Genomic DNA, 581 nt, shown 5'->3' with positions numbered 1-581 from the left:
GCAAGGGAACACTCGCGTTTCCCTTGAACCCTTGAGCAGAAGTGCGACGCGCGTATGGCGATCTATCATCTCAGGGCCACGATGATCTCCCGCTCCGCCGGGCGCAGCGCCACGGCGGCGGCGGCGTACCGCAGCGCCGAGCTGATCGTGGATCAGCGTACCGGCCTCGCGTTCGACTACCGCGCACGGGGCGGGGTCGATCACGTCGAGACCCTCGCGCCGGCGGATGCCCCGACCTGGGTGCAGGACCGGGCGGCGCTGTGGAACGCGGTGGAGCTGGCCGAGACGCGCAAGAACAGCCAGGTCGCCCGTGAGGTCAGGGTAGCCTTACCCTGCGAGCTGGACGCCGCGCAGCGTCTGCAGCTCGTCCGCGACTTCTGCCAGCGCGAGTTCGTGGACCGGGGCATGGTGGCGGATATCGCCCTGCACGCCCCTGGGCGCGAAGGGGACGAGCGCAACCACCATGCCCATATCCTGCTGACCACCCGGGAGATCGGCCCCGAGGGGTTCACCACCAAGAACCGGGACTGGAACGCCAAGGAGCTGCTGGAGGGCTGGCGGGAGGCCTGGGCCCGGGACAC

1 protein-coding gene is annotated in these 581 nt (G+C 69.7%); it reads left to right on the top strand.

Going from position 1 to position 581, the window contains the following annotated elements; translation table 11 throughout:
• Positions 1-54 precede the first annotated feature (54 nt).
• On the top strand, positions 55-581 hold a 527-nt coding region (gene mobQ / locus FHD67_RS20275; protein ID WP_176695241.1), incomplete at its 3' end, for a MobQ family relaxase.

This window comes from Paracoccus haeundaensis (genome assembly GCF_006239215.1).
GTDB classification, from domain to species: domain Bacteria; phylum Pseudomonadota; class Alphaproteobacteria; order Rhodobacterales; family Rhodobacteraceae; genus Paracoccus; species Paracoccus marcusii.
This window is presented reverse-complemented; position numbering and strand designations above follow the sequence as displayed.